A 25,289-nucleotide genomic window follows, 5' to 3' on the forward strand; every position below is an offset into this window, starting at 1 on the left:
GGGCCCGGACCAGCGGGTTGAACCGAATGTGGGAGGCCGCCTCCTCAATTCAAGAGATGCACATCCGAAATCGGAAACAAGTCACGCCTTTGAATATGGGTTGCTGTCGTCGCGTGGCGGGCGGTAGCGGATGTGACAGATGTCGCCATCCTCCCGCTCGACGGTCACATCGACACCGAAGACATCGCCGATCAGCTCTGCCGTAAACACCGCTGACGGCTTACCGAGAGCCACCAGCTGACCGCCTTTCATCACGGCAACGCGGTCACAGAACATCGCCGCGTGGTTGAGATCGTGCAGGGCTGCGACGACTGTCAGGCGTTGCTTGCGAACGAGATGCAGGAGCGCGATCTGGTGACCGATATCGAGATGGTTCGTCGGTTCATCCAGCAGCAGAATATCAGGCTTCTGCGCCAGTGCGCGGGCGATGTGCAGACGTTGCCGCTCCCCTCCGGAAAGCGTGTGCCACATGCGCTTGGTCAAATGATGCGCATCGACATCCTGCATTGCCTGATCCACAATGGCATCATCGTTTTTCGACCATGGAGACAGGGCACCCAAATGCGGTGTGCGGCCAAGCTCCACAGCCTGGCGAGCGTTGATATGCTCCTGTGTTTCCGCCTGTTGCTCGACCAATGCGATGTGGCGCGCAACATCCCGACGGTTCAGGCTCTGCATGTCATTGCTATCCAGATCGACCGCGCCGGATTTCGCTTTCTTGAGACCGCACAGCAGCGACATGAGACTGGNTTTACCGGAACCGTTTGGCCCGACGATACCGAGAAACTCGCCCGGCGTGATGTCGAGACTGACATTTTTGACGATGTCGACACCACCGGCAGACCAACAAAGATTTCGGGCCGTCAGCATTATATTGCCCTCCTGCGCTGGCTGAGAATGAGCGCGAAGGCCGGTGCGCCAAACAAGGCGGTAATGACGCCGATGGGAAGGACCTGACCGGTGACAATGGTGCGCGACAGAATATCGGCGGCGATCATGAACACCGCACCCGTCAAAGCTGCCGCTGGCAGAAGACGGCCATGTCTGATGCCGACGATCATGCGTGCGGCATGGGGAATGACCAGACCGATAAAGCCGATGGAGCCAACAATGCTGACCATGATGCCGGTCATCAGTGCGGAGACGCCGGTGAGCACGATGTAGACACGCCGAACCGGCACACCCAGAGACCCGGCCGATTGTGCTCCGAAGGTAAAGGCATCGAGCGCGCGTGCATAACACAGACACACGACAAGACCGATGATGGTAACAGGCAACGCCAGCCAGACATCCGACCAGCGCACGCCAGAAAGGTTGCCAAGCAGCCAGAACATGATGCCCCGCGCCTGCTCGGCATTGGCTGCCTTGGTCACGATGAAAGATGTCAACGCGTTGAACAGCTGTGAGCCCGCCACGCCCGCAAGAATGATCGCACTGTTTCCCCGGCCAGCGCGAAAGGCCAGCAGACTGACAAGAGCAAATGCCACCAGCGCACCCAGAAATGCACCCAGCGGCATGGTCAGCATGCCAGCGCCGAACCCAAGAATGGCTACGCTGACCGCACCCGTAGAAGCACCCGCCGAAATGCCGAGAATGTAGGGATCTGCGAGCGGATTGCGCAACAACGCCTGCAAGACAACACCGGAAAGCGCCAGTGCGGCACCGCAGCAAGCGGCAACGACCGCCCGGCTGAGGCGGTAGTTCCAGATGATGCCTTCATCGATGGCATCCAGCGGATAGCCCGCATGAAACACACGATTTGCCACCGTCTTGGCGACGACATCCAAGGGAATGGATGTCTCACCAATGGCGGCACCGAACCAGAGAGCCAGGCCAAGGCACCCGACTGTAAGCAAGACGGCACGGGTAAGGGTGAAACATGCACCCATGACTTACTTGGAGAGCCCAAGCTGGACGACAGCGTCGGCCAGAACTTCGATGCCTTCGATGGTGCGGATCGTTGGGTTCATGGCTTGCGCATCCATGATGACGATATGGCCCTGTTTGACGGCGGGCATCAGGCTCGTGACGGGATCTTCTTTGAGGAACTTCTGCTTGAGCGCGATGTCATCCGCCGGAAAACGCCTGCGATCCATCTTGCCAGCAACGATGAGGGTGGGTTCCGACTTTGCGATCGTTTCCCAACCAACCGTCGGCCACTCCTCTTCGCTATTGATGACATTCTTGATGCCGAGTGCCGACATGATGTAACCGGGTGCGCCGTTCTTGCCCGCGACATAAGGATCGATATCGAGTTCCGCGCTGGAGAACCAGAACACGGCAGAAAGCTTACCGTTTGCGGATGCAATTTTCTTTCGGGCAGCCTCTTCACGCGCCTTCAGGTCGGCAACGAGCTTTTCGCCCTTGTCCTGAACATTGAAGATTTGCGCCAGTTCGGTGATTTCCTGATAGATCAGATCCATCGAGAATACGGAGTGGCGCACGCCATCTCCACCGCCGGAATTGTCTTTACCGGTGCAATCGGCAGGCGATGTATAAACTGGGATGTTCAGCTCTTCGAACTGTTCAGGCTTGGCAACGATCCCTTCAGGACCGACATGCCACTGAAACTGCACCGTGACGAGATCCGGCTTGGTGGCCAGAACGCTTTCGAAACTCGGGTCGTTATCGGCCAGCCGTTTAATCTTGGCATTGGCATCTTCATAGCCCTTGATGACGGGGCCGATCCAGACGGCGGTGCCGACCACCTTGTCGGCAAGACCCAGCAGATAGAGAATTTCCGTCGTACTCTGGCCGAGCGANGCAGTCCGCTCAGGCGCATGCGTATAGGTTACATCTCGTCCGCAATTCTTCAGCGTCAAGGGATAGGTCGTCTCTGCCGCATGCGCGAATGGCGCCGCCAGGCCAATCGACATTGCAGCGAAACTCGCAGCAAAAACGGTTTTTTTAAAATTGAATGTCATTTCCGATCAGTCCCCGAAATCGTCAGCGGCAGCCATTGAGGCAAAGCCGCGTGAGCATGTTTAGACCTTCAGTCCGAAAGAACACGTGCTGAAACGATCCGAAACCGGGACATGGCAGATGGAATAAGGCGCTGGCTGGCGCTCGATGCAATCACGACGTCTCCTGTTCCAGGCATCCCCGCCCGTGACATTGGAATGAACTTTCGACGGCAGGTCTCCTGGCTCACGGATTGGCGTCTTCACCCACCTTCCCACGAAATTTCGCAGTGGCATGACGCTTGTAAGAGCGGCAAAGGGTTGGACAATCCGTTTACAGTTGCGGGGGCAGCTGCGGCATAGATCCCGAAGGCTCGCACCGCATTCCCTATTATTTCTTGCGATCACTCGCTCGAAACCGTCACAACCAGATAGACGTATTGGAAACGAGTCGTCAAGCATTGCTTTTGTAATGTTATTACATTTTATCGCAAGCCCTAAATTCGCTTTGGTGCCAGCACAACAAAAAATGGCCGGGAAGATTTTCCCGGCCATTCCAACATCGACGTCTCGATAGGTTTTTAAGGCAGTGTATAGGCGATGACGTAGTCACCGGGCTTGGTGCCCACAGAGCCATGTCCGCCAGCAACCATCACCACATACTGCTTTCCATTTTCCATCGCATAGGTCATCGGCGTTGCCTGCCCACCCGCTGGAAGACGCGCTTCCCAAAGCTGCTTGCCGGATGTCAGGTCATAAGCGCGAAGGTAATTATCGACCGCTGCACCGAGGAACGCGACGCCGCCCTTGGTAATCATCGGTCCACCAATACCGGGCACACCTACCTTGAAGGGCAGTGGCAACGGCGTCATGTCATAGACGGTGCCGTTCTTGTGTTTGTAAGCAACATCGCCTGTTCGCAGATCGGCACCTGCGACGTAGCCCCATGGTGGAGCCTGACAAGGAACACCCAATGGTCCAAGGAATGGGCCCATGAACACACCGTAAGGCGCACCATCGTTGCGATTCAGGCCTTGCTCGCTACCCTTTTCGTCCTGACCGCGTGGCGGAATCTGGTCGCGTGGAACGAGTTTCGACGTGAAGGCCAGATAAGTCGGCATACCGAACATGACCTGACGCTCAGGATCGACAGCAACTGAGCCCCAGTTGAAAGTGCCAAAGTTGCCTGGATAGATCAGCGATCCGTTGAGGGATGGAGGCGTGTAGCGGCCTTCATAGTTCAGCTGATGGAATTTGATGCGGCATGCCAGCTGATCGAACATGGAGACGCCCCACATGTTCTTCTCCACCAACGGATCAGGCTTGAACGACAAAGCGGATGTCGGCTGCGTCGGAGCGCTGAAATCTTCCGGGATCGTACCACCAGGGGCCTTCTCTTCTGTCATGGCCAGAATAGGCTCACCGCTGCGGCGATCCAGAACGTAGATATCACCCTGCTTGGTTGGGCCGACCAGTGCCGGAACCGTCTGCCCGTCTTTCTTGGTAATGTCGAGCAAGACAGGCTGCGCCGGAACATCCATGTCCCACAGATCGTGATGCACGAACTGGCGAACCCATTTGTCCTGCCCCGTGTTCACATCCAGTGCCACGATAGACGAGGAATATTTCTCGACATTCTCGCTCCGACCCATGCCGAGTTGATCCGGAACCTGATTTCCCAATGGGATGTATACGAGCCCAAGCGCTTCATCGACGCTGAATACCGACCAGCTGTTGGGAGAGTTGGTCGTATAGGTCTGACCCGGCTGAAGCGGTTGGGTCTGGGTAGGGTTCCCCGAATCCCAATTCCAGATCAATGCACCGGTGGACACGTCGAACGCACGGATGACGCCGGACTGTTCCTGCGTCGAGTAGTTGTCGTTGACCGCGCCGCCAATGATGATCTTGTTGCCTGCAATGGCAGGCGGGGATGTCGAATAATAATAGCCAGCCGGATTGTGCTCCATGCCGGAGGTCAGGAGAAGAGTGCCCTTGTCGGCAAATGTCGTGCAAACCTGACCTGTCGCAGCGTCGAGTGCAATCAACCTTGCATCCGACGTTGGCAGGTAAACGCGCGCTGCACAGAAGGAACCGCTTTCGGCTGCGGGGTCGGCGTAATAAGTAANCCCACGGCAGGTCTGATGCTGGCGATCAGGATTCATTCCAGCATTCGGGTCGTATTTCCACTTTTCCTTGCCGGTTGCCGCATCGATGGCAATAGCCCAATTGTGCGGTGTGCNAAGATAGAGCGAGTTTCCGACTTTCAGGGGAGTGACCTGATAGGTCGTCTCGCCAACGTCATCAGGCAACTTCACATCGCCGGTCTGGTAGCGCCAGGCTTCTTTCAGCCCATTCACATTCTGCGCATTGATCTGAGACAGTGGAGAATAGCGCTGACCATATGATGTGCGACCATACTGATGCCATTCATTGTCAGGCACGTCATTGCCGTAGCTCGGCGCCGACGTCACGATCTCACTTGAGAGGTTGCCTTCCAGATCATGCGGGTCTTGCGTCATCGCAAATGCTGCAGCACCCACCGAAACCAGAACTGCCGTCAGCAGCGGAACCGCATTGGCACCATAAGACGTGCCGGTAGGGCTGGTGAAGCCGAGCGGCTTTCTGATCCATGGCATCAACAGCCACATTCCGATCAGGATGATGAAGCCACCGCGCGGTCCGAGCTGCCACCAGTCGAAACCGACTTCCCACAGCGCCCACAACAAAGTCGCGANGACGAAAGCGGCATAGAAATGCAATGCCACCTTGTTTCTCTGAAATAGAAGAACGGCAGTCACCACAAATGCGATGCCTGCCAATGCGTAATAAAAACTTCCGCCCAGCATGACGAGCTGAGAACCAAAGCCAAAAATTGCAAGTCCAATAAGAGTCAGGACGACTGCAGTCGATGTCACTGCCATAAAAGGCCCCCGGTGGTCTCCCAGCCGGTGAAACGGGATCAGATCCCAAAGGTTCCCNAAAAAATCACGATTTCGCCANTTTTTGAAAATCACCGAACGCATCCGCCATATCGGCACGTTTTTTCGATGAGGCAATCATGGCGGCGAGCAGGATTCTCGACTGCCCTGCGCGCAATGTCCGGGAGTGAATGGCGCCCGCAGCACCCATATCGTAACCGCCACCGCCGCCGCCATAACCGGCAACAAGTTCACCAACGGGAACCCGGCTGGACACTACGACAGGCACGTCGCTCTCACGGCAACGGTTAAGGGCATCAACGATAAGAGTATTGGCATTGCCAGACCCCAGTCCAGCGAGCACGATGCCTTTTGCGCCAGCCTCAAGGCTGGCATCGATATGGGCAGCATCACAACCGGGATAGATGGCGACGATGTCTATTCGGATGTCTTTGACCGTTCCGGTAAAGCCGGGGCTCTCTGGACAAATGGCATGTCCAGAAAGATCGAAGGCATCGGGCTCGTCAGCAGAGCGCTTGTAAAGCCCCCATGCGGGCAACAGCTTACCGCCGAAACTCAGCAGGACGCCTTTTTCCGTGTTGGATGGATCAACAGATGCAGCGATGGCCGCAGAAAGGTTGCCTGGGCCATCTGCCTGCGGATGATCGGCTGTAAACTGCGCGCCGGTAAAAATAACCGGCTTGGTCAGGCTATGCTGGAGATGCACCAGAAGCGCGCTTTCCTCCATAGCATCCGTGCCGTGCAGAATAACGACTCCCGATACCTCAGGGTCGGCTAGCTCTCTGCCCACCGCATCGCTGATGGTCTGCATGTCCGCCAGGGTCAGGCTGGACGAATCCTTCGCCATGAGCTCGATCGGCTTCACCTGCACATCGCTTTTGCTCACATCGGACAGCAGATTCTCGCCTGTCAGAGATGGCTTGGCCACGCCGGTTTCATCGCGTTCGCTGGCAATGGTGCCGCCGGTGGCAATGACGGCCACCAGCAGTTTTGATTCCGTCATTCTCAATTTTCACTCCGCGCACCAGCGCCGCTCAATACATCTGCTTTCGCCAGTTCGTGAATGCGATTGCGCAGCAGATACCACCCCACCACAAGAGCCGGCGCGATGATGATGAGCGAACCCACAGTCAATGTCCCAGCCGGATAATCCATCGCCATCAGCACCAATACACCGAAGAGGAAGACAAGCGTCAGGACGCCTGTATAAGGCGCGCCAAACATTTTGAAATCAGGACGATTCATTTTCCCCTGCCGGGACAGATGCCACAGCTTGAGTTGGCATAACACGATGGCACCCCACGCGCAAATGATGCCCAGCGCCGCAACATTGAGCGCGATTTCGAACGCGGCGGCGGGAACGATGGCGTTGAGAATGACGCCAATGACGGTGACAACAGCGGTCACCGCGATGCCGCCATAGGGCACGCCCGCCTTGTTCATTTTAGCGAGCGCCGCCGGTGCAGAACCGGAAACGGCCATGGAATGGAGAATACGACCAGTCGAATAAAGACCGGCATTCAGCGAAGAAAGAACCGCAGTCAATACCACGAGGTTCATGATGATATCGGCACCTTCGACGCCGATGGAACCGAAGAAGGTCACGAACGGGCTCTCACCCGCCTTGTAGGCGGTATAGGGCAAGAGAAGCGTCAGCAGCAGGACCGAGCCGACATAAAACACCAGCAGCCGGAAGACGACGGTGCGGATAGCTCCGGGAATGACCTTTCGCGGAACTTCCGTCTCACCCGCGGTGGTGCCGATCAACTCGATCGAGGCATAAGCGAATACTACCCCCTGGACGATGATGAAGGCAGGCAGAATACCATTGGGGAAAAAGCCGCCATTATCCGTAATCAGGCTGAAGCCCGTAACATGGCCCTCGATCGGCGTGCCGAAAATGACGAAGTAGATGCCGACGACGAGGAATGTTGCCAAGGCCACCACCTTGATGAGGCTGAACCAGAATTCCAGCTCGCCAAACACCTTGACCGACAGCATGTTCATGGCCAGCACGATCAACAGCGCGCCTAGCGCAAAGACCCATTGGTCGATGCCCTGCATCCACGGAAGATATTGCTTGAAGAAATTCATGTAAATGGCGACGGCGGTCACATCGGCAACCGATGTCATGGCCCAGTTAAGCCAGTACATCCAACCGACTGCAAATGCCATTTTCTCGCCGTAGAACTCGCGCGCATAGGACACGAAAGAGCCTGACGTCGGGCGATGCATGATCAATTCACCCAACGCGCGCAGCACCAGAAAAGCAAAGAAGCCGCAAAGGGCGTAGACGAAAATCAAAGCCGGTCCAGCGGCGGCGAGACGTCCACCTGCCCCCAGAAACAAGCCTGTGCCAATGGCACCACCAATGGCAATCATCTGAATCTGGCGCGGTTTGAGCGCCTTGTGAAAGCCTTGGTCTTCCCTGGATTCGGNTTTTTGATGTGTCGTGCTCAACTCTTTCACTGACATTCGCCCCTCCCTAGAGCTTACGTGTCAAGCCGATCCCACCGTCACATCAGACCAATCATCTGACACGAGGGTTCAGCTGCTCCTGCCTTCTATTAAAACGCATTAAATGCGTGAATAAAATATCATTCTGTAATGCTGCAAGACAGATTTTATCCCAGATATCGCCCCTTTCCCACGTCGTCAATCCTTCTTCACAGCTGCTTGACGACATCAATCAGTAGGCATAAGCGTATTAAATCTGTCAAGCAGCTTTACAGATATTTGATTTTTCATGGGGAGGAAACTGTTGTGGACATGCGTCAAGAATACGATCTACTGGGCGTGAAAGACATTCCAGCCGAGGCATATTGGGGCATTCACACAGCCCGCGCCGTCGAAAATTTCCAGATCACCGGCATGACCATCGGCCGCTATGCTCATCTCATTCGTGGCCTTGCTTTCGTCAAGCAAGCAGCCGCGAATGCCAATCACGAACTTGGATTGCTGGACCGGACAAGGCTGGACGCCATTACACAGGCCTGCCGTGACATTCGCAATGGCGCACTGCACGAGCAATTCATCGTGGACGCCATCCAGGGCGGAGCAGGAACATCCACAAACATGAACGCCAACGAAGTCATCGCAAATCGTGCGCTTGAGANTTTGGGCCATGCCAAGGGTGATTACGCGCATCTGCACCCCAACGACCACGTCAATCTCAGCCAGTCGACCAATGACGCATACCCGACGGCGATCAATCTCGCCCTGATCGAAGCCATCGATGAGCTGGCAGCATCGATGCTGANTTTGCAGGATGCCTTCGAGCGCAAGGCCAAGGAATTCGACGGCATTTTGAAAGTGGGTCGCACGCAGTTGCAGGACGCCGTGCCGATGACGCTGGGCCAGGAGTTCAGAACCTTCGCCGTGATGCTCGGCGAAGATCGCTTGCGCCTCATCGAGTCGGCAGCGTTGCTCCATGAAATCAACCTGGGTGCTACAGCAATTGGCACACGCCTGAATGCGCCAGCTGGATATGCGGAAGTCGCCTGCAAACATCTGGTCGAACTGACTGGTCGTCCACTGGTCACCGCCGCCGACCTCATAGAAGCAACACAGGACCCCGGTGCATTCGTGCATCTGTCCGGCGTCCTGAAGCGGGTCGCGGTGAAACTGTCCAAGACCTGCAACGACCTGCGCCTGCTTTCCTCCGGGCCGCGCGCAGGCATCGGTGAGATCAACCTGCCCCCGGTTCAGGCCGGGTCCAGCATCATGCCGGGCAAGGTCAATCCGGTCATTCCAGAGGTCGTCAATCAGGTCGCGTTTGCCGTTATCGGCAACGACATAACCATCACCATGGCGGCAGAAGGCGGTCAGCTTCAACTCAATGCGTTCGAGCCGATTATCGTAAGGTCGCTATTGGACAGCATATCGCAACTCAGCGCCGCTTGCCGCACTTTGGCAGACCGCTGCGTCGACGGCATCACGGCCAATATCGAGATCATGGCCCGCAGGCTGGAAGAATCTCTCGGCATCGCCACCGCGCTCAACCCGCTGATCGGCTACTATGCCGCGACGGAAGTGGCGAAGGAAGCACTGGTGTCTGGTCGCACGGTGCCGCAGGTGGTTTTGGAAAAAGGCTACATGACAGCCGACGAACTTAAGCAGGCCTTGCGACCGGAATTGCTGGCAAACCTGCCATGGCTCAATAACACGGTCGCGCCCCGCGAGGCTAAAGACCTGCTCTAGCGCACCAGGTTTTCATCGCGCATGATGGCGGTAATGATCTGCTTGACCTGCCCGAGATGCGCTTCCATGGCGCTCCGGGCAGTCTCATCAGACCCGGCCGCAATGGCTTCGGCAATCAGCCGATGCTCGACGTTGGAGGCCACACGCCGGTCGGCCATGATGTTCAGCAAACCCGATTGCTGGCTAAGCGAATCTCGCGCATCGGACACGACCTTGGCAAACAGCGAATTCCCGGATGCCTCGGCAATGGCGCTGTGAAACTCCGAATCTAGCTTGACCCATTTGTGCGGATCTTCCTGCGCATCCATGGCGTCGCAGAGCTTTACCATTCGCGATAGCTGTTCGCCGGTCCGCCGCACCGCAGCCCAACCTGCCGCGGGGACTTCGATATAAGGCCGGGCCTCAATCAGATCACGGGCGGAATAGCCACCATAGCGCAATTCAGGACTTGGCCGATCCGTCAGAACAAAAGTGCCGCTGCCGGTCCGCGTCTGCGTCATACCTAGTGTTTGCAAAGACCGTAAAGCCTCGCGAACAATCGGTCGACTGACACCGTATCGGCCTGCCAGATGCGTTTCCGCAGGCAGCCGTGTACCCACAGTCAACCGTCCTGAAACGATTGCCATACGCAAATCTTCAAACACCGATTCCGCCGCACTTTTACGGTTGATCGGACTTGTTTCTGACAACCAGTCCACCCCTGCACTCATGGGAGTGACATTTTATAAACATGCGAAGCTTGTCAAGCCGCTGAAGCGGAGGAGAAATGTTTTGGTACAAAACAAAATAGCCAATACGCACATTTTTTAATCACGCTGNAAAAGATTGCAAATAATTTTGCGCTGCGTCATCTATGCGCGATGACGCAGCGCGACCTGACCATTCTGGTGATCGATGAAAATGCCATTCGCGCCTCCATTATCGAAGAGGGTCTGCGAGAGGCCGGGCATGACCGCGTCACCGTGATCCACGAAGTCCACGGCGTGGCGCGTATCATCGACACACTCTGTCCCGATGTCATCGTCATCGATATCGAAANNCCCAACAGAGACATGATGGAACATCTGTTTCAACTGACCCGCACGGTGGGGCGACCCATCGCCATGTTCGTTGATCGCTCGGATACGGCCTCCATAGAAGCGGCTGTCGAGGCGGGTGTTTCAGCCTATATCGTAGACGGGCTGAAGAAAGAGCGGGTCAAACCCATTCTTGATATGGCGGTCAGCCGATTCAACGCCTTCAGCCGCCTCAAGCAAGAACTGGCCGAGGCGAAATCGGCACTTGAAGACCGCAAGATCGTGGAGCGCGCCAAAGGCATTCTCATGAAAATGCGCGGGCTTTCGGAAGAGGAAGCTTTTGCACTTCTGCGTCAGACGGCAATGAACGAGAAGAAGAAACTGTCCGATATCGCGCAAAGCGTGGTCACTGCAGCAGGCTTGCTGATGTGAGCGGCGCAAGGACAGGAGAGGAAGCAGGACAATGACAATCATCGGCAGCGTCGACAACGCACCCGCTCTTATTGGCAGTGACAGCCAGCGCACCCTTCGCGCGGGCTTTATTCCGCTTGTCGATGCGTCTGTCCTCATCGCCGCCGCCGAATTCGGCTTTGCCGAACGCGAAGGCCTTCGACTCGACCTCGTCAAGGACGTGTCCTGGGCCAATGTCCGTGATCGCCTGGCATTCCGGCAATTCGATATTGCCCACATGCTGTCTCCCATGCCAGTTGCTTCGATGCTGGATCTGGGGTCAAATCCCTCCCCCACCATCACTCCGTTTTCGCTGGGGCGCGGCGGCAATGCCATTACGCTTTCCACACGACTGTTTGCGCGTATGCGTGAGGTGACGGGAATTTCACAGACGGCGAGCGCGCTTGAAAATGCAAAAGCGCTCAAGACCCTTCTCGATGATATGCGCGAACGGGGCGAACCCATTCCGACCTTCGGCGTCACCTATCCGTTTTCGTCGCATAATTACGAGTTCCGCTATTGGCTGGCGGCAGGCTCTATCGATCCCGACCGGGACGTCAAACTCGTGGTCGTGCCGCCGCCTTTGACATCCGACGCGCTGGCAGCAGGCTCTATCGAGGGCTTCTGCGTCNGCGCGCCATGGAATATGATAGCGAGCGAACGCGGCATCGGCCGCATCGTTGCCGCCAAGCAGGACATCTGGCCATCGGCACCGGNAAAGGTGATAGGCATGCGTCCGGAATGGGCGGATGCGCAGCCCGAAGCCGTCTCACGCCTGCTGGTGGCGCTGGATGCAGCCGCCCGCTGGTGCGACAGTGCTGAAAATCACGGCGCATTGGCCGAAACACTGGCGGATGCGAAATACATCGCCGCACCCGTGGAGATCATCCGGCAGGTTCTGGCCGGACGCTTCAATGTCGATGCCGAGGGCAATCAACGAGTGATCGAACGCTACTTCACCTTCCACGATAATTTCGCGAATTATCCGCGTAAAAGTCAGGCGCTATGGATTTACAGCCAGATGATCCGCTGGGGACAAGCGAGCTTCACGCCATACGCAGCACAGGCTGCGGCGTCGGCCTATCGCAGCGATCTCTATCGTAATGCTCTGGGCGCAGATAATACACCGCCAGAATCCGATACGCGGGTAGAAGGCAACACGGATGGCGACCGTTTCATGGACGGCCATGTCTTCGACCCGAGCGCGATTGAGGACTACGTGAAGAACTTCCCGGTCAGTGCAGGAAACCTCGGCTCTGCCAGCGCTGAGGACGCCTGACTATAACGCACTGCACAAATGCTGCGCACCGAAAAAGCTGTAATGACATCATGTGCGCNAAATATGAGCCGTAATCTTCACGATTAAATTTTGNAAAAAATACAAGCATTCCAGTAATAACGTTTCCTTATCAAAGACTTATTTTACTTCCCAGCAAACTGGCATAGCGTTTGCTTGATATCAAACACTCGGTCAACGGCGATCGGGGATAAAAGCGCTTCATTGCTGCTTACCAACGACATCGACGTCGCAAGGTTTTTGCTGATCGGGACCTCCTCCCGGCAAACGCAATCTCCGAGCGGCGTTTTTTTGTTTTTGCACTTTTGCTTTTGCACTTGGGAAACAGGCGCCCTGACGGCGGCTTTNAAAAATGGGGAACATGAATGAAACCGACATTCACAGGCAATATAAGCCGCCGCGGCATACTGAAGACAACGGCGACCGCTGCGCTGATCACCGCAATCCGCTCCGCCTTCCCATCTGGTGCATTTGCGGCAGCGGCGACACCTGAAGTGACCGGTGCAAAACTTGGCTATATCGCGTTGACGGATGCAGCGCCGCTTGTTGTCGCAGCCGAAAAAGGACTTTTCGCCAAATATGGCATGCCAGATGTGGAAGTTGCCAAGCAGGCATCCTNGGGTGCGACGCGCGACAATCTCGTTCTGGGCGGCGCATCCAATGGCATCGATGGCGCGCATATTCTCACCCCCATGCCCTACCTCATGCACACCGGCAAGGTGACGCAGAACAATGTACCGGTACCGATGACTATTCTCGCCCGGCTTAATCTCGACAGCCAGGGCATCTCGGTTGCCAAGGAATATGCCGACACCGGCGTTCAGATGGATGCTTCCAAGCTGAAGGCTGCCTTTGAGAAGAAGAAGGCCGAGGGTAAGGAAATCAAGGCCGCCATGACCTTCCCCGGAGGCACGCATGATCTGTGGATTCGCTACTGGCTGGCCGCTGGAGGGATCAACCCCGACAAGGATGTGTCCACTATCGTCGTTCCGCCACCGCAGATGGTTGCCAATATGAAGGTTGGCAACATGGATGTGTTCTGTGTGGGCGAACCGTGGAACGAGCAACTGGTCAACCAGGGCATCGGCTTTACCGCCTGTACCACAGGCGAACTTTGGAAGGGTCACCCCGAAAAGGCGCTGGGCATGCGCGCCGACTGGGTCGAGAAGAACCCGAACGCCGCAAAAGCCATCCTCATGGCCGTGATGGAAGCCCAGCAATGGTGCGACAGCATGAACAATAAGGATGAGATGTCGGCCATTCTGGGTAAACGCCAGTGGTTCAACGTTCCGCCGAAGGACGTGCTGGGTCGCCTGAAGGGTGACATCAATTATGGCAATGGCCGCGTGGCACACGGCACCGATTTGCAGATGAAATTCTGGAAAGATGGCGCGTCCTACCCGTTCCAGAGCCATGACAGCTGGTTCATCGCCGAGAATGTCCGCTGGGGCAAGTTTGCGCCCGATACCGACATCAAGGCGCTGGTGTCCCAGGTCAACCGCGAAGACCTGTGGCGCGAAGCCGCCAAGGAACTGGGCGTGGCTGCGACCGATATCCCAACGTCCAAATCCCGCGGCAAGGAGACCTTCTTCGACGGCAAGGTTTTCGACCCGGAAGACCCATCCGCCTATCTCGACAGCCTTTCGATCAAAGCTGCCTCCTAAACGCGACAGGACAAAACCATGACCGCAACCGCCCGCAAGACAGACAGCATGGCAACGGCCACCGCCATTCCGAAAAGCGGCACCGTGATTGCCATCGACCGCCGCAAGGCACCAACGCTGAACGCCAAAAAGATCGCAGCGGCCATCGCCCGCAATGTCGTTCCGCCGCTGGTCGTGCTGGTGCTGATGCTCGGCATCTGGCAGATGCTCTGTTCGTCCCCCGGCGCAACCTTGCCGCCACCGAGCCAGGTGTTTCAGGAAAGTTATGACCTGATCGCCTATCCGTTCTTCGTCAACGGCTCACAGGATATCGGGCTTGGCTGGCGTGTTCTGATTTCGCTGGAGCGCGTGGCCTATGGTTTCGGCCTGGCCGCCATCGCAGGCGTCATCCTCGGTGCGGTCGTCGGCCAGTCGATCTGGGCGATGCGCGGTCTCGACCCGATCTTTCAGGTGCTGCGCACCGTGCCGCCTCTGGCGTGGCTGCCGCTGTCGCTGGCTGCCTTTCAGGACAGCAATCCATCCGCCATATTCGTGATCTTCATCACCTCCATCTGGCCCGTCATCATCAACACCGCCGTTGGCGTTCGCAACATCCCGCAGGATTACCGCAACGTAGCAAAGGTGCTGCGGCTGAACCAGCTGGAGTTTTTCTACAAGATCATGCTGCCTTCGGCCGCTCCCTACATCTTCACCGGCCTGCGCATCGGGGTCGGCCTTTCCTGGCTGGCCATCGTTGCCGCTGAAATGCTGACGGGTGGCGTCGGCATCGGCTTCTTCATCTGGGATGCGTGGAATTCCTCGCGCCTGCCCGACATCATCGTCGCACTCGCTTACATCGGCGTCGTCGGCTTTGTCCTCGACAAGCTGGTGGCAGCGCTTGGCAATGTCGTCACCCGCGGCGCGGCAAACTGAGAAGGAGAGCAGCATGAACGCCTATCTCAAGCTTGATCACATCGACAAATATTTCGACAAGGGCGGTGTCCGCGCCGAGGTGCTGAAGGGCATCAACCTCACCATTGGCAAGGGCGAATTCGTCTCCGTCATCGGCCATTCCGGCTGCGGCAAGTCCACCATGTTGAACCTCATCGCGGGCCTCACCAAGGTTTCCTCCGGCGTCGTCCTTCTGGAAAATCGTGAAGTGAACGAACCCGGCCCGGAACGCGCCGTAGTGTTTCAAAACCACAGCCTGCTGCCGTGGCTAACAGTCTATGAAAACGTCAATCTCGGCGTCGAAAAAGTCTTCCGCTACTCGAAATCGAAAGCCGAGCGGCACGATTGGGTGATGCGCAATCTCGACCTCGTGCAGATGGCCCATGCCAAGGACAAGAAGCCATCGGAAATTTCCGGTGGCATGAAACAGCGCGTCGGCATTGCCCGGGCGCTGGCCATGGAGCCGAAAATCCTGCTGCTGGATGAGCCTTTCGGCGCGCTCGATGCGCTGACCCGCGCGCATTTGCAAGATGCGGTGATGGAAATCCATTCTCGTCTTGGCAACACCATGGTGATGATCACCCACGATGTGGATGAAGCCGTACTGCTTTCCGACCGCATCGTGATGATGACCAATGGACCCGCCGCCCATATCGGTGAAATTCTCGACGTGCCGCTGCCAAGGCCGCGCCATCGCATCGACCTTGCCTCCGACCGAACCTACCTCAAATGCCGCGAAGCCGTGCTGAAGTTCCTCTACGAACGTCACCGCTTCGTCGAAGCTGCGGAGTAATCCCTATGACAGAAAAACTTGTCATCATCGGAAACGGCATGGCCCCCGGCCGTATGCTGGAAGAACTGCTCGAGAAAGCACCGGGCCGCTTCAAGGTCACGATTTTTAATGCCGAACCACGCGTCAATTACGACCGCATCATGCTGTCGCCGGTGCTATCGGGTGAGAAGTCCTATGAGGATATCATCATCCACGGCGATGGCTGGTATATCCAGCACGGCATCACGCTCTACAAGGGCCACCGCATCGTCAACATCGACCGTGCAGCCAAGACGGTAACCTCCGACCATGGCGTCACCGAAAGCTACGACAAGCTGGTCATCGCCACCGGCTCCGTTCCCTTCATCATCCCCGTTCCGGGCAAGGATTTGCCGGGCGTCATCACCTACCGCGATCTCGATGATGTGGATGCGATGCTGCTGGCCGCACAATCCCGCGCAAAGGCCGTCGTTATCGGCGGCGGGTTGCTGGGGCTGGAAGCAGCGGCAGGTCTTGCCATGCGCGGCATGGATGTTACCGTGCTGCATGTGATGCCAACGCTGATGGAGCGTCAGCTCGACCCGGCAGCAGGTTACCTGTTGCAAAAAGCAATGGAAGATCGCGGCATCAAGGTCATTACCAAGGCCAACACCAAGCAGATCGTCGGCACCGATAAGGTCGAGGGCATCGAACTCGACAATGGCACCATCATTCCAGCAACACTGGTGGTGATGGCTGTGGGTATTCGGCCCAATGCGGGGCTCGCGAAAGACGCAGGCCTTGCCGTCAATCGCGGTATCGTCGTGGATGCGGGCATGCAGACCTCGGACGGGGATATCCTATCGGTCGGTGAATGCGCTGAAGTGGATGGCATGGTCTACGGTCTCGTTGCGCCGCTTTACGAAATGGCGCGGGTGGCCGCCTCGCATCTGGCGGGCGATACAACACCGGCCTTCGTGCATGCAGACACGCCGACCAAACTCAAAGTCACCGGCATCAACCTCTTCTCCATCGGTGACTTTGCCGATGGCGATGATCGCGAAGAAATCGTGCTGCGCGATGCCACCGCAGGCATCTATAAGCGCGTCATCCTCCAAGACAACCGCATCATCGGCACCGTTCTTTATGGCGAGACCTCCGATGGCGCTTGGTTCAACGATCTAAAGNAAAAAGCGACCGATATTTCGGAGATGCGGGACACCCTTATCTTCGGCCAAGCCTATCAGGGAGGGTCCCCACTGGACCCTATGGCGGCCGTTGCAGCCTTGCCGGATGATGCGGAAATCTGTGGCTGTAACGGCGTTTGCAAGAGCAAGATCACCTCGACCATCACGTCGAAGGGGCTGACATCGCTGAATGATGTACGCGCCCACACCAAGGCCTCGGCCTCGTGCGGTTCCTGCACGGGCCTTGTCGAGCAACTGATGACGCTGACGCTTGGCGATAGTTACAACCCAGCCGCCGTTCAGCCCATGTGCAACTGCACAGAGCTTGGCCACGATGATGTCCGCCGCCTGATCAAGGCCAAGGGTCTGAAAACCATTCCCGCCGTGATGCAGGAACTGGAATGGAAAACCTCCTGCGGCTGCGCCAAATGCCGCCCGGCGCTGAACTATTACCTCGTGTCCGACTGGCCTGATGAATATGCCGACGATTATCAGTCGCGCTACATCAACGAGCGTGTTCACGCCAACATCCAGAAGGACGGCACCTATTCCGTCGTGCCGCGCATGTGGGGTGGCGTGACGAACGCCAACGAATTGCGCGCCATCGCCGACGTTGTCGACAAGTTCGAAATACCCATGGTGAAGGTGACCGGTGGCCAGCGTATCGACCTTCTCGGCATCGAAAAGGAAGACCTGCCCGCCGTCTGGGCCGATCTCGGCAAGGCCGGTTTCATCTCCGGTCAAGCCTATGCCAAGGGCCTTCGGACCGTCAAAACCTGCGTCGGTTCAGACTGGTGCCGCTTCGGTACGCAGGATTCCACTGGCTTCGGCATTCGCGTCGAGAAATTCATGTGGGGTTCCTGGACACCGGCCAAGTTGAAGCTCGCCGTATCAGGCTGTCCGCGTAACTGCGCCGAAGCCACCTGCAAGGATATCGGCGTGATCTGCGTCGACAGTGGTTACGAAATCCACTTCGCCGGTGCCGCCGGTCTCGACATCAAGGGCACGGAAGTTCTGGGGTTGGTGAAGACGGAAGACGAGGCACTGGAGCATATAGTGGCACTGACGCAGATGTACCGCGAACAAGGGCGATACCTCGAACGCATCTACAAATGGGCCAAGCGCATCGGCTATGACGAGGTTCGCCGCCAGATCATGGGCGATGCCGNAAAGCGCAAAGCCTACTTCGAACGTTTCGTCTTCAGCCAGAAATTCGCGCAGGTCGATCCATGGTCGGAGCGCGTGTCCGGCGAGCACAAGCACGAGTTCAAACCGATGGCGACCATCGGCTTCAATCAAGCCGCAGAGTGACCGACCGCCGCAAGGCGTGACGGGCGCGTGGGCAGTCGGGTGGGCGGAAAGAGGAGTTTTCGNCCACCCGGAGACATCATCGACAAGGACAGGATAAACGCAATGAACTGGGTCGATATCGGCTATATCTCCGACATTCCTCTGCGCGGCGCACGCTGCGTGAAAACGCCATCTGGCAAGATCGCCGTGTTCCGCACGGCGGACAACGATGTCTATGCCATCGAGGATCATTGCCCACACAAGGGCGGGCCGCTCAGCCAAGGCATTGTCCACGGCGCATCGGTTACATGCCCGCTGCACAATTGGGTGATTTCGCTGGAAACCGGCAAGGCGCTGGGCGCGGATGAAGGTGCGGTACGCTCCATTCCCGTGCGCAATGTGGACGGCAAACTGTCGATATCAATTGAAAGCCTCATGATCGCGGCGGAGTGAGCATGGCACAAGAGGTCAAGACCACCTGCCCCTATTGCGGCGTCGGCTGCGGCGTGATTGCCAAGATCGATGACGATGGCGCGGTCTCCGTCAAAGGCGATCCCGATCATCCCGCCAATCTGGGACGGCTCTGTTCCAAGGGCTCGGCGCTGGCCGAAACCATCGATCTGGAGGGGCGTCTGCTCTATCCGCAGGTGGATGGTATCAGGGTTAACTGGGACGACGCGCTTGACCTCGTGGCCTCGAAATTCTCTGAGGCCATTGCCGAACACGGACCTGACTCTGTCGCATTCTACGTCTCCGGCCAATTGCTGACGGAAGACTATTACGTCGCCAACAAGCTGATGAAAGGCTTCATCGGTTCAGCCAATATCGATACCAATTCGCGCCTGTGCATGTCGTCATCCGTCGTAGGCCACCGCCGCGCCTTCGGCTCTGATACAGTGCCGGGCCTCTACGAAGACATTTTCGAAGCCGATCTCGTCATCCTCACCGGCTCCAATCTGGCATGGTGCCATCCGGTCATCTACCAGCGCCTCGCCGCCGCCAAACTTGAGCGACTGCACATGCGGATCGTCGTTATCGACCCGCGCCGCACCATGACCTGCGATATTGCCGACATGCATCTGGCCATCCGCGCGGATGGAGACGTGGCACTCTTCACCGGCCTTCTGGCGCATCTCGCCAACGGCCCGGCAATCGACCATGCCTATGTCGAAAGCTTTACGAACGGCTTCGATGCGGCCAGCCAATCTGCGATGGGATATAGCCTCCCCGAGATATCAAAAGCCACGGGGCTGACCATTGCCGAACTCATCCAGTTCTACGAACTGTACGAACACACCGAAAAAGTCGTTACCTGCTACGGCCAGGGCGTCAACCAATCGGCCAGCGGCACGGACAAAGTCAACGCCATCATCAATTGCCACCTTGCCACTGGGCGCATCGGGAGGCCCGGCATGGGTCCGTTTTCCCTCACCGGCCAGCCCAACGCTATGGGAGGCCGCGAGGTTGGCGGCCTCGCCAACATGCTCGCCGCACATATGGACATTGNAAATGCTGATGATCGCGACCGCGTTCAGCGCTTCTGGAACTCCCCTGCCATCGCCACTAAACCCGGCCTGAAAGCAGTCGATCTGTTTCAGGCAGTTGCGGATGGCCGTATCAAAGCCCTGTGGATTATGGCAACGAACCCGGTTGTTTCCATGCCCGACGCCAGCGCCGTCGAAGCCGCATTGAAAGCCTGCCCCTTTGTCGTCGTATCAGACATGTTCGCAACCACCGACACGGCAAAATACGCGCATGTTCTGCTGCCTTCGCTGGGCTGGGGCGAAAAGGACGGCACAGTCACCAATTCGGAGCGGCGCATTTCTCGCCAGCGCGGATATCTGCCAGCACCGGGAGACGCAACGGCAGACTGGTGGCAACTGTCGCAGGTTGGTCAGCGAATGGGGNTTTCGGGAGCATTTGATTACACCGGCACGGCAGAGATTTTCGCAGAACATGCCGCTCTGTCCGGCTTCGNAAATCNGGGCAGCCGTGATTTCGACATCGGCGCATATTCTGATCTCACNAAACCAGACTATGACGGGATGCCACCCTTCAATTGGCCGCAACCCGTATCCATAGGCACAGAAACAACACGTTTCTTTGCCGACGGCAAATTCTTCCACGCAGATGGCCGAGCCCGCTTCATCGACACCACCTTGCCGCAAACATCCCGCATCGACGTTGCTTACCCACTGACACTCAACACCGGCCGCATTCGCGACCAGTGGCACACCATGACGCGCACCGGCAAAAGCGCCCGCCTTTCATCCCACATCGCTGAACCCTTCATCGAAATGCATCCTCGTGATGCCATGGAAGCGGGCATAGACAGCGCCGATCTCGTCGAAATCGAAAGCCCGCTTGGCAAGATCATCGTACGCGCTCTGGTCACGGAGAGGCAGGCACGCGGAAACCTTTTCGTACCCATGCACTGGAACGAGCAGTTCGCCGCCCATGCCCGCGTCGATACACTGGTACCGCCGGTGACAGATCCCTATTCAGGCCAGCCCGCATCGAAAAACATCGCGGTGAAGATGCAACGCTTTCAGGCCGAAGCCTTTGCTTTCGCAGTCACACAGGAAAAGCCGCAGCACCTCGATTGTACCTATTGGGCGCTCGCCAAAGCCGAGGGCGGTTACCGGCTGGAACTTGCCTTTGAGGAAGCTCCGGAAGACTGGATCAACTGGAGTCGCACCGTCTTCGGTATCGCTCCACAGATAGAGCCAATCGGCTATGCCGATAATAGCTCCGGCCAGATACGGCTTGCCTTCTTCGATCGCGACACATTGCTGGCCGCACTTTACGTCGCCAATACCCCTGTCGCCGTCGCCCGTAACTGGGCGATCTCCCAACTCGCAGTGCGCCACACGGATTTGCGCACCCGATTTTCTCTCGTCGCAGGCCGCCCCGGCGCTGGCAAATCGGACCCCGGCGCAACTGTCTGCTCCTGCTTCAATGTCGGCGTCAACCAGATCACTAGTGCGATCCGCGAGGGCTGCCATACCGTCGAAGCCATCGGCAAGACCCTGAGCGCGGGCACCAATTGCGGCTCCTGTCGCGCAGAAATCCGAGGGATCATAGAGGGCTGCCTCAAAACCGCGGCGGAGTGATTGCCTGTGTTTCCCGCTCTAAAGGGGTTGTGATTATCATGAATATGGAATGAGGTGCCGGGCAACCGAATCTCAAAGAAGACCCCCTTGAATACTGATCCATTCCATATTCTCAAGACCATCTACGGCTACGACACATTTCGCGGGCAGCAGGCAGACATCGTTCAACATGTCATCGCTGGCAACAACGCCTTCGTGCTGATGCCCACGGGTGGCGGAAAGTCTCTCTGCTACCAGATTCCCGCGCTCTCGCGCCCCGGCATGGGCCTCGTCGTCTCGCCGCTTATCGCGCTGATGGTCGATCAGGTTGCAGCCCTGCGCCAGGCCGGTGTCAGGGCAGAAGCGCTCAACTCCAACCTCTCGCCGGATGAACGCCGCGCCTTGTGGGCTGATATCCGTGGCGGCAAGGTCAGCATTCTCTATGCGGCACCCGAGACGCTGCTGAAGCCTGATGTTCTCGATTCCCTTCAGAACGTGCAGCTATCACTCATCGCCATTGATGAAGCCCACTGCCTGTCGCAGTGGGGCCACGACTTCCGACCACCCTACCGCCAGCTCGACCTGCTGATCGAGCGATTTCCCGATACGCCGCGCATGGCGTTGACGGCGACTGCGGACGAGCCGACGCGGGCGGAGATATTGGAGCATATGCGCATTGAAGGCAGCGACGCTTTCATCGCCGGCTTCGACCGTCCCAACATCCGCTACGCCATCATGGAAAAGGACAATCCCCGCGCGCAGGTCAAGCGTTTCCTGCGCGATCATCAGGATGAAAGCGGTATCATCTATTGTCTGTCCAAAAGAAAGACTGAAGAAACGGCAGAGTGGCTGCGTTCTGAAGGTTATGACGCGCTTTCCTACCACGCTGGCATGGACAGAGATCAGCGTGAGGCAAACCAGACTCGTTTCCAGCATGGCGAAGCCATCATCATGGTCGCCACCATTGCCTTCGGCATGGGCATCGATAAACCGGATGTACGCTTCGTCATCCACATCGACCTACCCAGCAGTATCGAGGCCTATTATCAGGAAACCGGGCGCGCGGGGCGCGATGGTCTGCCGTCTGATGTCCTGATGCTGTACGGCTCCGAAGATATTGCGCTACGCAATCGCTTTATTGAAGGTTCCGACGCACCAGACCAGCGCAAACACATGGAACGGCAAAAGCTGGACGCTTTGCTGGGACTGGCAGAAACAGCGGGATGCCGTCGTCAGGCATTGCTTTCCTANTTTGGAGACAGTTGCGAGCCGTGCAACAATTGCGACACCTGCGCCGAACCCCCGGAGCTGTTTGACGGCACCATCGCCGCTCAGAAAATTCTGTCCTGCATCTACAGAACGGGAGAACGCTTCGGCCAGGCCTATATCATCAGCGTTCTCCTTGGCGCGGACGACGAGAGAATTTCCCGCTTTGGCCATGACCAGATTACCACCTATGGCATCGGCAAGGAGCATGACAATCGCACATGGCGCGCAATCCTGCGGCAGTTGATTGCTTCACGCCTGCTCGAGGTTGATCTTGAGGGGCATGGCGGCCTCTCCATTTCCGAGACGGGGCGCCAGTTCCTGCGCGAAAAGCCAGCACTGATGCTGCGGAAACCTCAAGCGCCGCGACCAGCAATACGCGGCCAGAAATCTCAGGGGCGAGCGGCAATCGATCTGCCAGCCGAAGATGCATTGCTCTTCCAGGCGCTACGCGAAAGACGCATGGAAATCGCCCGTACCCAAAATCTACCGCCCTACGTCATCTTCCACGACAAGACATTGATTGAACTCGCCAACGCAAAACCAATATCCCGCAGTGAAATGGCAAGAGTTCCCGGCGTTGGCGAAGCCAAACTCGATCGCTATGGTCCAGCATTTCTCGAGGTGATTGCCGAAGCGCTGGCACGCAGCTGAAAACATTTGATCGTGTGTTCTCTATCGCGGATTGTCGTCACGGACTGGCGTCGACATTCGTATCGCCCGGGTTCCAAGCTTTGCGCCCGTCACGGCATCTATTGCAACAGATTCGATCTCGACGCCAGACTCCGCGTCGACATAGCGTGCCATTTCACCATCGCAATGGCGATGTGCCCACGCCCCAATCATCATCAGAACAGGTAGAAAATCCCGGCCTGCTTCCGTGAGCACATATTCGTCACGGGGCGGACGCTCGGTGTAGAGGCGTTTTTTCAGCAAGCCATCTTCCGTGAGGCTTTTAAGACGCTTCGTCAACATGGTCGGAGCTATCCCGAGGCTCTTCCTGAACTGGTCGAAACGCGTGAGACCAGCATGAGCGTCTCTCAGGACGAGGATTGTCCACGCATCACCTACTGACTCAAGACCCCGTGCAACCGGGCACTTCCTAACTAAGACATTATTCATTAAGTATCNTTTCGATAGTGACTTGATATCGNAAAGATAGTATCACGGTTTGAAATGGCGATCCACACTCAATGAAAGCTGACGACATGACCAACAGAAACAAAGGTGTCGCTCTAGTGACCGGCGCGTCTTCAGGCATAGGACTTGTCACCGCCCAAGCACTTGTAAAAGCCGGTTATCAGGTCTTTGGCACGAGCCGGAAGCCCTCTGCCAATCCGCACGGTATCACCATGTTGGTGTGTGATTTGACGGAAGAGGTATCGGTTAAAGGAATGATCGAAGAGATCGTAAAGCAGGCTGGCCGCATAGACCTCGTCGTCAACAATGCCGGGATTGGCTTGCTCGGCGGAGCAGAAGAATCCTCCATCGCCCAAGCCCAGAGCATTTTCGACGTTAATGTCTTCGGGGTAGTCCGTGTCATCAACGCCGTACTGCCAATCATGCGCGGCCAAAAAAGTGGCCGAATCATCAATATAAGTTCAGTTCTGGGGCTTATCCCATCACCCTACAATGCGTTCTACTCCTCAACCAAACACGCTATAGAAGGCTACTCGGAATCACTGGATCATGAAGTGCGCGGCTTCGGCATCCGCATTGTGCTCGTCCAGCCCGGCGTCACACGAACCGCGTTCGAAGAAAACCTGACCCACGTCGACCAGCCGCTACCTGTCTACACTGCCGAGCGAACACATAGCGAAAGCCTGATGCGGACATGGATCGAAAAGGGTGACGATCCCCAGATCGTCGCCGATACAGTAGTCAAAGCCGCTACAGCCAAAACACCAAAGTTACGCTATTCCGCAGGCAAACAATCGAGCCAAGTCCGCATGCTCCGCCGGTTTATGCCTGAAAAACTGGTCGACAGAATTCTAAGAAAGGCCAACGGATTATTGGATTAAAGCTGGGCTAAAACTTAAAATAGNTTTCCGAAGCACAGAACCTTTTTATCGGTGGTGTTGAAACGGTTCCGCGTCGATCTTGCCGCGATCGTGATGTTCGCACCCGACAAGAGTGGTGGCGAGTTTCGCCACGAGCGGGCACTTTTGGAAAATCTCATGGGCCGAACCATGACGACTGTAGGGACAGGAACACAGAAAGGCGCATGATGTGGCTTTATTTGGCTTTTGGGAATTTTTGGTTGCGGGGGCAGGATTTGAACCTGCGGCCTTCAGGTTATGAGCCTGA

Annotated in this window: 20 protein-coding genes and 1 riboswitch; of the genes, 11 read left to right on the forward strand and 9 right to left on the reverse strand. The window is 57.0% G+C overall.

Annotated features, from left to right (window positions below; all coding sequences use genetic code 11):
• Positions 1 to 81: 81 nt before the first annotated feature.
• The 6 genes from CUC55_RS22520 to CUC55_RS22545 all read right to left on the reverse strand — a co-directional run bounded on the left by CUC55_RS22520 (position 82) and on the right by CUC55_RS22545 (position 8,314).
• Positions 82 to 873, reverse strand: a complete 792-nt coding sequence (locus CUC55_RS22520; protein WP_103089251.1) for an ABC transporter ATP-binding protein — start codon at positions 871 to 873, stop codon at positions 82 to 84.
• Positions 870 to 1,889 (reverse strand): FecCD family ABC transporter permease, encoded by a 1,020-nt coding sequence (locus CUC55_RS22525; protein ID WP_067651301.1) that lies wholly within the window; start codon positions 1,887 to 1,889, stop codon positions 870 to 872. The genes CUC55_RS22520 and CUC55_RS22525 overlap by 4 nt, the downstream gene beginning before the upstream one ends.
• 3 nt (positions 1,890 to 1,892) lie before the next feature.
• Positions 1,893 to 2,924 (reverse strand): ABC transporter substrate-binding protein, encoded by a 1,032-nt coding sequence (locus tag CUC55_RS22530; RefSeq protein WP_067651304.1) that lies wholly within the window; start codon positions 2,922 to 2,924, stop codon positions 1,893 to 1,895.
• A gap of 191 nt (positions 2,925 to 3,115) precedes the next feature.
• A riboswitch (cobalamin riboswitch) is annotated at positions 3,116 to 3,338 on the reverse strand.
• 143 nt (positions 3,339 to 3,481) lie between these two features.
• On the reverse strand, positions 3,482 to 5,821 hold the full coding sequence (locus tag CUC55_RS22535; RefSeq protein WP_103089252.1) for a glucose/quinate/shikimate family membrane-bound PQQ-dependent dehydrogenase: 2,340 nt from the start codon (positions 5,819 to 5,821) through the stop codon (positions 3,482 to 3,484).
• A 64-nt stretch (positions 5,822 to 5,885) separates the two neighbouring features.
• A complete protein-coding gene (locus CUC55_RS22540) occupies positions 5,886 to 6,842 on the reverse strand; it encodes an asparaginase (RefSeq protein WP_103089185.1) in 957 nt (318 codons plus the stop codon).
• A 2-nt stretch (positions 6,843 to 6,844) separates the two neighbouring features.
• Positions 6,845 to 8,314: an amino acid permease gene (locus CUC55_RS22545; protein WP_103089186.1), complete on the reverse strand. Its 1,470-nt coding sequence runs from the start codon at positions 8,312 to 8,314 to the stop codon at positions 6,845 to 6,847.
• Positions 8,315 to 8,608: 294 nt separating this feature from the next.
• Here CUC55_RS22545 and CUC55_RS22550 point away from each other — a divergent pair, with 294 nt between their 5' ends.
• Entirely contained in the window at positions 8,609 to 10,039 is a 1,431-nt protein-coding gene (locus CUC55_RS22550) for an aspartate ammonia-lyase (RefSeq protein ID WP_103089187.1), read from the forward strand.
• Here CUC55_RS22550 and CUC55_RS22555 read toward each other — a convergent pair.
• Positions 10,036 to 10,749: a FadR/GntR family transcriptional regulator gene (locus tag CUC55_RS22555; protein WP_067651319.1), complete on the reverse strand. Its 714-nt coding sequence runs from the start codon at positions 10,747 to 10,749 to the stop codon at positions 10,036 to 10,038. The genes CUC55_RS22550 and CUC55_RS22555 overlap by 4 nt on opposite strands.
• A 150-nt stretch (positions 10,750 to 10,899) precedes the next feature.
• Between CUC55_RS22555 and CUC55_RS22560 the strand changes: the two genes are divergently transcribed.
• The 9 genes from CUC55_RS22560 (at position 10,900) to recQ (ending at position 23,636) form a co-directional block, all read left to right on the forward strand.
• On the forward strand, positions 10,900 to 11,487 hold the full coding sequence (locus CUC55_RS22560; RefSeq protein WP_103089188.1) for an ANTAR domain-containing response regulator: 588 nt from the start codon (positions 10,900 to 10,902) through the stop codon (positions 11,485 to 11,487).
• Positions 11,488 to 11,518: 31 nt separating this feature from the next.
• A complete protein-coding gene (locus CUC55_RS22565) occupies positions 11,519 to 12,784 on the forward strand; it encodes a CmpA/NrtA family ABC transporter substrate-binding protein (RefSeq protein ID WP_103089189.1) in 1,266 nt (421 codons plus the stop codon).
• 383 nt (positions 12,785 to 13,167) lie between these two features.
• Entirely contained in the window at positions 13,168 to 14,466 is a 1,299-nt protein-coding gene (locus tag CUC55_RS22570; RefSeq protein WP_103089190.1) for a CmpA/NrtA family ABC transporter substrate-binding protein, read from the forward strand.
• Between the two features lie 18 nt (positions 14,467 to 14,484).
• Positions 14,485 to 15,378: a nitrate ABC transporter permease gene (gene ntrB / locus CUC55_RS22575; RefSeq protein WP_067651330.1), complete on the forward strand. Its 894-nt coding sequence runs from the start codon at positions 14,485 to 14,487 to the stop codon at positions 15,376 to 15,378.
• Positions 15,379 to 15,391: 13 nt separating this feature from the next.
• Complete coding sequence (locus tag CUC55_RS22580; RefSeq protein WP_067651332.1) at positions 15,392 to 16,189, forward strand: ABC transporter ATP-binding protein; 798 nt, start codon at positions 15,392 to 15,394, stop codon at positions 16,187 to 16,189.
• Between the two features lie 5 nt (positions 16,190 to 16,194).
• Complete coding sequence (nirB, locus tag CUC55_RS22585; protein ID WP_103089191.1) at positions 16,195 to 18,645, forward strand: nitrite reductase large subunit NirB; 2,451 nt, start codon at positions 16,195 to 16,197, stop codon at positions 18,643 to 18,645.
• A gap of 102 nt (positions 18,646 to 18,747) precedes the next feature.
• Positions 18,748 to 19,077, forward strand: coding sequence for a nitrite reductase small subunit NirD (gene nirD, locus CUC55_RS22590; RefSeq protein ID WP_067651338.1), 330 nt, complete (start codon positions 18,748 to 18,750; stop codon positions 19,075 to 19,077).
• A 2-nt stretch (positions 19,078 to 19,079) separates the two neighbouring features.
• Complete coding sequence (locus tag CUC55_RS22595; protein ID WP_103089192.1) at positions 19,080 to 21,737, forward strand: nitrate reductase; 2,658 nt, start codon at positions 19,080 to 19,082, stop codon at positions 21,735 to 21,737.
• An 87-nt stretch (positions 21,738 to 21,824) separates the two neighbouring features.
• Positions 21,825 to 23,636 (forward strand): DNA helicase RecQ, encoded by a 1,812-nt coding sequence (gene recQ / locus CUC55_RS22600; RefSeq protein ID WP_103089193.1) that lies wholly within the window; start codon positions 21,825 to 21,827, stop codon positions 23,634 to 23,636.
• A gap of 21 nt (positions 23,637 to 23,657) precedes the next feature.
• Here the strand turns inward: recQ and CUC55_RS22605 are convergent, their stop codons facing one another.
• Entirely contained in the window at positions 23,658 to 24,104 is a 447-nt protein-coding gene (locus CUC55_RS22605; protein WP_067651348.1) for a winged helix-turn-helix transcriptional regulator, read from the reverse strand.
• 86 nt (positions 24,105 to 24,190) lie between these two features.
• Between CUC55_RS22605 and CUC55_RS22610 the strand changes: the two genes are divergently transcribed.
• On the forward strand, positions 24,191 to 25,003 hold the full coding sequence (locus CUC55_RS22610) for an oxidoreductase (RefSeq protein ID WP_067651422.1): 813 nt from the start codon (positions 24,191 to 24,193) through the stop codon (positions 25,001 to 25,003).
• Positions 25,004 to 25,048: 45 nt separating this feature from the next.
• On the opposite strand, the gene CUC55_RS23000 is transcribed toward CUC55_RS22610, so the two are convergent.
• The coding region (locus CUC55_RS23000; RefSeq protein WP_210176141.1) for a hypothetical protein at positions 25,049 to 25,289 on the reverse strand (241 nt) is incomplete at its 5' end.

The organism is Agrobacterium bohemicum, assembly GCF_002896715.1.
In the GTDB taxonomy this organism is placed as follows: domain Bacteria; phylum Pseudomonadota; class Alphaproteobacteria; order Rhizobiales; family Rhizobiaceae; genus Agrobacterium; species Agrobacterium bohemicum.

Coding starts and splice junctions, on each gene's coding strand:
- CUC55_RS22525 (WP_067651301.1), bottom strand. CDS start 1,889: ATGGGTGCATGTTTCACCCTTACCCGTGCCGTCTTGCTTACAGTCGGG.
- nirD (WP_067651338.1), top strand. CDS start 18,748: ATGAACTGGGTCGATATCGGCTATATCTCCGACATTCCTCTGCGCGGC.
- CUC55_RS22605 (WP_067651348.1), bottom strand. CDS start 24,104: ATGAATAATGTCTTAGTTAGGAAGTGCCCGGTTGCACGGGGTCTTGAG.
- ntrB (WP_067651330.1), top strand. CDS start 14,485: ATGACCGCAACCGCCCGCAAGACAGACAGCATGGCAACGGCCACCGCC.
- CUC55_RS22580 (WP_067651332.1), top strand. CDS start 15,392: ATGAACGCCTATCTCAAGCTTGATCACATCGACAAATATTTCGACAAG.
- CUC55_RS22555 (WP_067651319.1), bottom strand. CDS start 10,749: ATGAGTGCAGGGGTGGACTGGTTGTCAGAAACAAGTCCGATCAACCGT.
- CUC55_RS22610 (WP_067651422.1), top strand. CDS start 24,191: ATGACCAACAGAAACAAAGGTGTCGCTCTAGTGACCGGCGCGTCTTCA.